Source organism: Actinomadura sp. GC306, from assembly GCF_004348665.1.
Classification (GTDB): domain Bacteria; phylum Actinomycetota; class Actinomycetes; order Streptosporangiales; family Streptosporangiaceae; genus Spirillospora.
In genome coordinates, this window is record NZ_SMKM01000344.1 from 1 (window position 1) to 6,296 (window position 6,296).

Here is a 6,296-nt window from a genome sequence, read left to right on the forward strand (position 1 = left end):
GGCGGGGTGCGGGTCAGCGTAGGTGGAAGATCTGCTTTTTGGCCTTCTTGTCCTTTAGGTCGGCTACGTAGGTGCCGGGGCGGGTGTTTTCGTTGCCGCAGCCGCGTTTGCGGTTCCAGGTGATCGTTTCTACTAGGGGGACGCCGCGTTTTAGAGTCTTCTTGGGCTGGTTGCCTTCACGGCATTTTGCGGATGACCAGATGTCGTCCGAGCCGGAGGTTATGCGGACGTCCAGGGAGCCCGTGTCGAATGCGCAGGAAGCCTTGCCCGTGTTGACGACCGTGATCCGGAAATCCGGGTGTTCGGAGCCGTTGAAAGTGCTCTTGGGGGTCGACAGGGTGAAGACGAGGTCCTTGTCGTCGCAAGGGCCGCCGTCCCTCGCCGGTTCCGGTTCGGGAGTGGTGGTCACCGTGACGGTGACCGTCGGCATGGCCGTCGGTGGTGGCGGGGGGCTCGCGCTCTCGACCGCGCCCGCGTTCTTGACCGGCTCGTCCCCGCCGCCGGTGCAGGCCCAGGCCAGCAGTCCAACGCTCCCTACAACCCCGGCCAAGGCGATCGCACGACGCCGCCAGTACGCCCTTGGGTCACCTTCCGCGTTCCCCCGCATACGTTAAGTATGCAATCAGCGATACGGAAAGAGGGGACGACCCGCCGCGTGCCACAATGGCGGCGCGCCATGAAACCGAACTCCGCCTACACCGCCCCGATCCTCGACTGGTACGAGGCGAACGCCCGGGACCTCCCCTGGCGGGCGCCGGACGCGACGCCGTGGGGTGTCCTGGTCAGCGAGATCATGCTCCAGCAGACGCCGGTGGCCCGCGTCCTGCCCGTCTGGCACGCCTGGACGGCGCGCTGGCCCACGCCGGCCGCGCTCGCGGGCGAGCCGTCCGGCGAGGCCGTCCGCGCGTGGGGACGGCTCGGCTATCCGCGCCGTGCGCTGCGCCTGCACGAGAGCGCCCGCGCCATCGTCGAGCGGCACGGCGGCGAGGTGCCCTCCTCGCACGCCGACCTCCTCGCGCTGCCCGGGATCGGCTCCTACACCGCCGCCGCCGTCGCCAGTTTCGCGTTCGGGCAGCGGCATGCCGTGCTCGACACCAACGTCCGGCGCGTCCTGGCTCGGCTCGTCTCGGGCGTGGAGTACCCGCCGAAGGCGCAGACGAAGGCCGAGGTCAAGATCGCGGAGGGGCTGCTCCCCCTCGATCCGCCGACCGCCGCCCGCTGGGCCGTCGCGGTGATGGAGCTGGGTGCGCTCGTCTGCACCGCCCGTGCGCCCCGCTGCGTCGACTGCCCGGTGTTCGACCACTGCTCCTGGCGGCTCGCGGGCCGTCCCCCTTACGACGGGCCGCCGCGCCGCGGCCAGACGTACGCGGGCACCGACCGGCAGTGCCGGGGACGCATCCTCGCCGTCCTCCGCGACGCCGAAGGGCCGGTCGGGAAACCGGCCCTCGACGTCGTCTGGTCGGACGCCGTCCAACGCGAACGCGCCCTGGACGCCCTCATCGCGGACGGCCTCGTCGACCCCCTCGAAGACGGCCGCTACGCCCTGCCCGCCTGAACGCGTGCCGGCTCCTCCGGCGGTAAGCGGCGGGCGGCCGTATCTGGCACCGGGGCTGCTGGCTCAGACGCGGCCCCGCACCGGGCGCGGCCCCCGGGCACCGGCACCGGGCGCGGGTGCGGCCGAGAGGTCGTCCGGCAGGAGCGCCGTGCCGTTTGCCGATGAGCCAGGTGTCCTTGGCGGGGCCGACACCGCCCCTCGGCGGCGGTGGTCGGCTCCGGCGGGGTGCGGGCCGGCCAGATGCCCGGGACGTGCTTTACCCCGTCGGTGTCGATCCCGACCGCGACATCCGCCCCGGTCATTCGGCGCGGAGGTTCGCGGGGGCGGCGGCCCGGGTGAGCAGCCGGTTCGACAGGAGCGTCACCGCCGCCGCGGCCGAGACCGCCAGGGCGACCATGAGCAGGGCGTGCCCGACCGTCCAGGCGATCATCGGCAGGTCCGGTGTCGCGAAGAGGAAGGGGGCCATGCCGAGCAGCGCGGCCAGGGCGCCGATCCCGCAGATCGGGGTCGCCGCGATGAGCGTCTGGCGCAGGGCGGACCGGCGCAGCGACGCCGCCGGTGCTCCGGCCGCGGCCAGCGCCGCCAGCGACCGGCCGCCCTCCAGCAGCCCCTCGGCCCGGTGCACCACGAGCGCGGTGACCGCCACGAGCAGCGCGAACAGCAGCGCCCCGTAGGTCAGGCCGAGGCTGACGACCCAGAACTGATCGGTATCAGAGTTGGCCCGCACCACGTCCCACGTGATGACGCCCGTGGCCGTGCCGAAGGCGGCGACCAGGGCGACGACCGCCATGGTCCGGCCTCCGGCGCGGGGGTCGGCCTCCAGAGCACGCGCCGCCAGAAGCGTCTCGGGGGTGCGGGCCCAGCGGCCGGCCAGGCGGGCCGATTCGAGGATGACGCGGGCGGCGCCCGCCGCGATGCCGGCGATCACGAGGACGGCACCGAGCGCGAACGGCCACATCCGCCACCCGTCGCCGAGGAACCCGGCCGCGACCAGAACCGGCAGGCCGAGGGCGAGCGGGAGGACCGAGTACCGGGACGGGGCGGGCCGGGACGCACGCCGCGCGACGCTCAGCGGCGAGACGACGACATGGCGGGACACCCGCAGCCCGACCAGCGCCGCCGCGGCCACCACCACGAGCAGGACGAGCGGCACCGGCCACGGCGAGATCGCATACCGAGCGGTATCGCGGACCCCGAGGGCGGCCATCGCCGCCTGCTGACCGGCCACGTAGCCGACGGTCCCGATCAGCGCGCCGACCGTGCCGACGCGGACGGCCTCCACCACACCGAGGAGCCGGACGTCCCGCGGAGTCGCCCCGGCCAGCCGCAGCGCCGCCAGCCGCCGCTCCTGCGTGGCCTGGGCGACGCGGCCGAACTGGTGCAGCAGCGCCAGCACCGGAACGACGAGCAGGGCCAGCGCCAGCGCGGTGCCCGGCCGCAGTCCCTCCTCGGCCACCAGCCCCGCCCACCGGGTCTGTGTCGTCCCCCGGATCAGCAGCAGGTTCACCGCGCCGAGCAGGAGGAACGTCGCCAGCGCGGCACCGGCGACCAGCAGCCGCCGGCGCCGCCGCTCCGCACGGGACGTCCCGCGGGCGAGCATCGCGGCGACGGCGAACAGCACGCGCGTCCGGCCGCCGCTCATCGGGTCACCACCGGGGCCTCGGCCACGGCGCCGTCGCGGACGACGATCTCGCGGTCGGCGTAGGCCGCGATCCGGTTGTCATGGGTGACCAGGACGATGGTGGTGCCGTGCTCCCGCGCCGTCCCGAGCAGCAGCCCGAGCACCTCCTCCCCGGCGACGCTGTCGAGCGCGCCGGTCGGCTCGTCGGCGAAGACGACCTTCGGCCCGTGCGCCAGCGCCCGCGCCATCGCGACCCGCTGCGCCTGGCCGCCGGACAGGTCGCCGGGGCGCAGGGGCGCGCAGTCGTCCACGCCGAGGCGGCCCAGCCAGTCCAGCGCGGCCGCGGCCGCCTCCGCGCGGCCGAGCCCGCCGAACATCAGCGAGACGGCCACGTTCTCCACGGCGGTCAGCTCCGGCACCAGCCCGCCGAACTGGAAGACGATGCCGAACGCCTCGCGGCGGAGGCGGGTGCGGGAGTCCTCGTCCAGCTCGTCGAGGCGCGTCTCGCCGTAGTGGATCTCGCCGTCGTCGGGGACGTGGATGCCGGCCAGGCAGTGCAGCAGCGTGCTCTTGCCCGACCCGCTCGGCCCGGAGATCGCCACGATCTCCCCGGCGCCAATGGTGACGGACGCGCCGCGCAGCGCCCGCGTGCGGCCGAACGACATGCTCACATCACGCGCTTGCAGCAGAGGTGTCATCGTTTGATCTCCTCGGTCAGGTCGGCCAGGCGGCGCAGGGCCAGTTCCATCCAGCGCAAATCGGCGTCCAGGTGCAACAGGGCGTAGTCCGCGGCCAGCACGGCGGCGGCGGACGTGCCGGGGGCGGTCTTGGTGCGGGTCAGCTCACGCATCCGCTCCAGGTGGGCCGCGCGCTGCCGATCGAGCGCGGCCCGCGCATCACCCCCCGCCACCAGCGCCATGATCACCCGGGCGAACAGGGCGCCGCCGACGTAGGGCAGGGGCGGTTCCGTCTCGGCGAGCCACCCTTGCAGCTTCTCGTCGCCCTTCGGGGTCAGCTCGTAGAGCGTGCGCTCGGGCCCGCCCTCCTGGACGACCCCGGCGACGGCCACGAACGCGTCCCGTTCGAGGCGCTGCAGCGTCGAGTAGACCTGCCCGTACGGCAGGGGCTTGGCCCCGGGCAGCCGCTCGTCGTGCTCACGCTTCAGCTCGTACCCGTGCTTGGCCCCCGTGGCAAGCAGAGCGAGCAACACCAGCGGTGTGGACATGCCCGCAACTATACACTCAGTGTCTACACCGAGTGAATAGCTATCTTGAGGTCACCTTCGGTGAACATCGATCCAGCTCAGCGGGTACGCCGACCTTCAGGCCCCCGGCACCGCTGCGACCAGGTCCACCTCGCCCCGGGCGGTCACGGCGAGCCGGATCGCACGCCGCAAGTCGACCGGAAGGCCAGGTGAACACCGACCCGGCGCCTCCTGGCCGATGTCACCTCACTCAGCGCGAGGCCGCGGACCCAGGGCGCGGCCCTCCCGACGGGGGCACACCGTCCAAATAGGCAAGGACCGCCCGTACGCGGCGGTGGCCGGAGTCGTCCGGGGCCAGGCCGAGCTTGGCGAAGATGTTGCCGATGTGCTTGTGGACGGCGTTGTCCGAGATGCGCATCCGCTCGGCGATGGTGGCGTTGTCGTGCCCCTGCGCCATGAGGGCGAGCGACTCCCGTTCGCGGGGCGTGAGCGTCCCCAGCGGGGAACCGGCGCGGTGCGCGAGAAGCTGGGCGACGACTTCGGGGTCCATGGCGGTGCCGCCGGACGCGACGCGGCGCAGGGCGTCGACGAATTCGGCTACCCGGCCGATGCGGTCCTTGAGGAGGTAGCCGATGCCGCCGCGGCCGTCGGAGAGGAGCTCGCCGGCGTACTCGCGCTCGACGTACTGCGACAGCACCAGGATCGGCAGCGCTCCGTGCTCGCGGCGGGCCCGCAGCGCCGCGTGGATCCCCTCGTCGCGGAAGGACGGGGGCAGCCGCACGTCCACGATGGCGATGTCGGGCCTGTGCTCGGCCACGGCCTCAAGGAACGTCTCACCGTCGCCGACGACCGCCACGACCTGGCAGCCCTTCTTCTCCAGCAGCAGTTCGAGACCGCTGGACAGCAGGACGTTGTCCTCGGCGATCACGACCCGCATCGAACCCTCCTGGACGATCACTGTGCGCACGGAATCCGGACGGCGAGCGTGGTGGGGCCGCCCGGCGGGCTGTCGAGGCGGACGGTGCCGTCCAGGGCGGCGACCCGCCGCCGCATTCCGGTGATCCCGGTGCCGCGCCGCTCGTCGGCGCCGCCCCTGCCGTCGTCGATGACCTCGACGGACAGCACGTCACCGGCCCGCTCGACCTTGAGGTCCGCCCGCGTCGCGGCGGCATGCCTGGTGACGTTCGTCAGCGCCTCCGCGATCACGTAATACGCCACCGCCTCCGCGGCCGCCGGGAGCGCGCCCACCTCGGCGAGCTCGATATGGACAGGCACGCTCGACCGGGCCGCCAGCGCCGTCAGCGCCCCGCTGAGCCCGCGGTCGGCGAGAATCGGCGGATAGATGGTCTGGAGCACCGTGCGGAGCTCGGCCATCGCCTCCTCGGCCGTCTCATGCGCCTGCTGGATCAGCGTCGCCACCGTCTCGGGATCATCGGCGAGCGACTCCCGGGCGATGCCCAGTTGCATGGCGATGGACACCAGTCGCGCCTGCGTCCCGTCGTGCAGATCGCGTTCGATCCGCTGGAGCTCGGCGCCGTGGGCATCCACCACGCCCACCCGGCTTCTGGTCAGCACATCGACCCGCTCGGCAAGGCGCCGCTCCTGCGCCGACTGCGCGAGCAGCGCCAAAGACATCCGCGCATGGGCTCGTGCCAACACCGGAAGCACCCACCAGGCCACCGCCCCCAGGACGACGATCTGCACTAACCCCCCGACCAGCGCCGTCGTCCAGTCACCCACACGCACATCGAAAACCGAAAACAAAGTGGGCCGCTCCTCAACGGGGAACGCCCACCACACCCCCATCGCGACCGCAGCCACCAGGATGTTGCCCAGGCACACCAGGGCTGCCAGCCCGAACGAAAAGCCGACAGCAACGTGCGCGACCGCCCAAGCGAAATTCCGCCACCCGCCAC

7 protein-coding genes are annotated in these 6,296 nt (G+C 72.9%); 1 reads left to right on the forward strand and 6 read right to left on the reverse strand.

Annotation, left to right across the window (positions count from 1 at the left end):
- Positions 1-13: 13 nt before the first annotated feature.
- Complete coding sequence (locus E1200_RS30120; protein WP_131955485.1) at positions 14-607, reverse strand: hypothetical protein; 594 nt, start codon at positions 605-607, stop codon at positions 14-16.
- Between the two features lie 69 nt (positions 608-676).
- Here E1200_RS30120 and E1200_RS30125 point away from each other — a divergent pair, with 69 nt between their 5' ends.
- Entirely contained in the window at positions 677-1,555 is an 879-nt protein-coding gene (locus tag E1200_RS30125) for an A/G-specific adenine glycosylase (RefSeq protein ID WP_131955487.1), read from the forward strand.
- Positions 1,556-1,853: 298 nt separating this feature from the next.
- Here E1200_RS30125 and E1200_RS30130 read toward each other — a convergent pair whose 3' ends face one another.
- From E1200_RS30130 to E1200_RS30150, 5 genes are all read right to left on the reverse strand, one after another.
- Positions 1,854-3,197 (reverse strand): FtsX-like permease family protein, encoded by a 1,344-nt coding sequence (locus E1200_RS30130; RefSeq protein ID WP_131955489.1) that lies wholly within the window; start codon positions 3,195-3,197, stop codon positions 1,854-1,856.
- Positions 3,194-3,874 (reverse strand): ABC transporter ATP-binding protein, encoded by a 681-nt coding sequence (locus E1200_RS30135; protein ID WP_131955491.1) that lies wholly within the window; start codon positions 3,872-3,874, stop codon positions 3,194-3,196. The genes E1200_RS30130 and E1200_RS30135 overlap by 4 nt, the downstream gene beginning before the upstream one ends.
- Entirely contained in the window at positions 3,871-4,401 is a 531-nt protein-coding gene (locus tag E1200_RS30140; RefSeq protein WP_131955493.1) for a PadR family transcriptional regulator, read from the reverse strand. The genes E1200_RS30135 and E1200_RS30140 overlap by 4 nt, the downstream gene beginning before the upstream one ends.
- 229 nt (positions 4,402-4,630) lie before the next feature.
- Positions 4,631-5,317 carry a response regulator transcription factor gene (locus E1200_RS30145; protein ID WP_131955495.1) on the reverse strand — a complete coding sequence of 229 codons (687 nt, stop codon included), beginning with the start codon at positions 5,315-5,317 and terminating at the stop codon, positions 4,631-4,633.
- 17 nt (positions 5,318-5,334) lie between these two features.
- The coding region (locus E1200_RS30150) for a sensor histidine kinase (protein WP_131955497.1) at positions 5,335-6,296 on the reverse strand (962 nt) is incomplete at its 5' end.

Excerpts from the sequence above, each read along its gene's own strand:
- E1200_RS30135 (WP_131955491.1), bottom strand. The coding sequence starts at position 3,874 with ATGACACCTCTGCTGCAAGCGCGTGATGTGAGCATGTCGTTCGGCCGC.
- E1200_RS30125 (WP_131955487.1), top strand. The coding sequence starts at position 677 with ATGAAACCGAACTCCGCCTACACCGCCCCGATCCTCGACTGGTACGAG.
- E1200_RS30145 (WP_131955495.1), bottom strand. The coding sequence starts at position 5,317 with ATGCGGGTCGTGATCGCCGAGGACAACGTCCTGCTGTCCAGCGGTCTC.
- E1200_RS30120 (WP_131955485.1), bottom strand. The coding sequence starts at position 607 with ATGCGGGGGAACGCGGAAGGTGACCCAAGGGCGTACTGGCGGCGTCGT.
- E1200_RS30130 (WP_131955489.1), bottom strand. The coding sequence starts at position 3,197 with ATGAGCGGCGGCCGGACGCGCGTGCTGTTCGCCGTCGCCGCGATGCTC.
- E1200_RS30140 (WP_131955493.1), bottom strand. The coding sequence starts at position 4,401 with ATGTCCACACCGCTGGTGTTGCTCGCTCTGCTTGCCACGGGGGCCAAG.